The organism is Azospirillum sp. B506, from assembly GCF_000333595.1.
GTDB lineage: Bacteria > Pseudomonadota > Alphaproteobacteria > Azospirillales > Azospirillaceae > Azospirillum.
The window spans coordinates 1-1,802 of sequence record NZ_BADK01000904.1 but is presented as its reverse complement, the minus strand read 5'-3'; the positions used below and the strand labels follow the sequence as shown (position 1 = coordinate 1,802).

Annotated in this window: 2 protein-coding genes and 1 pseudogene; all 3 read right to left on the bottom strand. The window is 65.8% G+C overall.

Translation table 11 applies throughout. The features are described from left to right. Window positions 1–214, bottom strand: a pseudogene (locus I71_RS28040) (hypothetical protein); the annotation flags it as partial. 249 nt (window positions 215–463) lie between these two features. Further along, window positions 464–640: a hypothetical protein gene (locus I71_RS38560; protein ID WP_159107445.1), complete on the bottom strand. Its 177-nt coding sequence runs from the start codon at window positions 638–640 to the stop codon at window positions 464–466. A gap of 300 nt (window positions 641–940) precedes the next feature. Further along, window positions 941–1,802: YihY/virulence factor BrkB family protein (locus tag I71_RS28035; protein WP_042701902.1), on the bottom strand; the 862-nt coding region annotated here is incomplete at its 5' end.

Sequence of the window (1,802 nt, the reverse complement as noted above, 5' to 3'; positions counted from 1 at the left end):
CTTCCGACGTGCCGGTATCAGCAAGGTATCGGATGATGCCTTCGCGAAATTCCCGTGCCTCATCAAGCGATTTCTGGACGGTCTTGGAGAATTCCTGGACCTCGCCGATCGCCTGATTGCTCTGCGACTTCTTGATGGCCTCAACCGCGTTGTTGATCGACGCGTTGAGGCTGGAGACCATAGAGTTGACGCTTGAGAGAGCATCATCCGCCATGATTCGTCATCCTTCTTCCGATCCGACCATCACGCCCGGCCCATCACGCCCGAATCGGGACGAAAGCCCAAGGAGTGCCTGACAAGGAGTACCCACAAGAGGAGCGACCGGCTGAGCCGTCCCCCGGACACGTCTGCCCATAGGGAGTATACGACAACAGCCGGCCGAACATAGGTAGGATTCGTGATTTTTTTGGTCGAAAGCTGGGATGCGGCTCCTGCACACCACGGCCGGCGATCCGGTCCAGGCTCAGGACCGTTGTTTCTCGCCCTTCGTCATAGGTGACTCGGACGGGGTGCCCGCCGCCAGGAGGGCCGGATCGACCGGCGGCAGGGCCGACTCGGCGGCGGCCGGACCGGCGTGCTCGTCGGCGAGGCTGCAGTGGGGCGGCTGGGTGGGACCGGTGACGACATCGAAATCGAACATGACAACCTCTCTTCGGATGATGAGGCCGCCCGGGTCGCCCGTGTTCGGATTTTCAGGATGTGCAGCCCATGGAGGGCCGGAAGTCACAAACGCGAAAGCCGCCGCGGGTCAGTCCGGGCGGCTTCGGGAGTGAGCGACAGATGCGCGTTCCTAGGCCGCCGAACGAAACCAGCGGCCAAAATATCGGGAGCGTCCGCAGGACGCGATGGACAGCATCTGTTGCATGAGAACGACCATAGCGCGCAGCGGCCGCCCTGCCAATAGGCAATTTTGCCCAACAGGCGCTTCAAGATTGGACGGTCAGCCGGCCTTCCGCTCGCCCACCGTGTCGGCGACATAGGCGTCGCGCTGCCCCGGCGGCCGGGCCGGACGCCCGTCGCGGTCGGTGGTGTCGCGGGCGGTCTGGTGCTCGATCTCCGCGTTCAGCTCCGCCCCCAGCAGCACGACGTAGGAGGTCAGGTTGAACCACAGCAGCAGGATGACGACGGCGCCGACCGACCCGTAGGTTTCGTTGTAGCTGCCGAAGTTCGACACATAGACGGAGAAGCCCAGCGACCCCAGCAGCCAGAGGATTGTCGCCATCGCCGAGCCCCAGGTGACCCAGCGCCATTGCGGCTCGCGCCGGTCGGGGGCGTAGCGGTAGAAGACGGCGAGCGCCAGCATGATGGTCACCGCCAGGATCGGCCAGCGGGCGAGGCTGGCGACCCAGCCGATCGGCGTGTCCTTCAGCCCGACGATGGTGATGGCGGCCGGCACGGCGACGATCATGCCCATGGCGACGACGACGAACAGCAGCCCGGCCACCGTCAGCCCCATCGACAGCGCCGCCAGCGCGATGAAGCCGCGCGTCTCCGTCTCGCCATAGGCGATGTTCAGCGCCGACACCAGCGAGTTGGTCCCGCGCGAGGCGCTCCACAGCGTCAGCAGCAGGCCGAAGATCAGGCCGAAGCCCAGCCCCTGCGACGGGGCGGTCGCCACCTTGCGCGCCTGGTCGCTGACGATGGTCAGGGCTTCCGGCGGCAGCAGGCTGCCGAGCTGGTTCAGCTGGCTCTCGATCGTCGACGGGTCGGCGACGAGGCCGTAGATCGACACCAGCGCCGCGATGGCCGGGAAGATGGCGAGCAGGGCGTAATAGGCGACGCCGGCCGCCAGCATCGACACA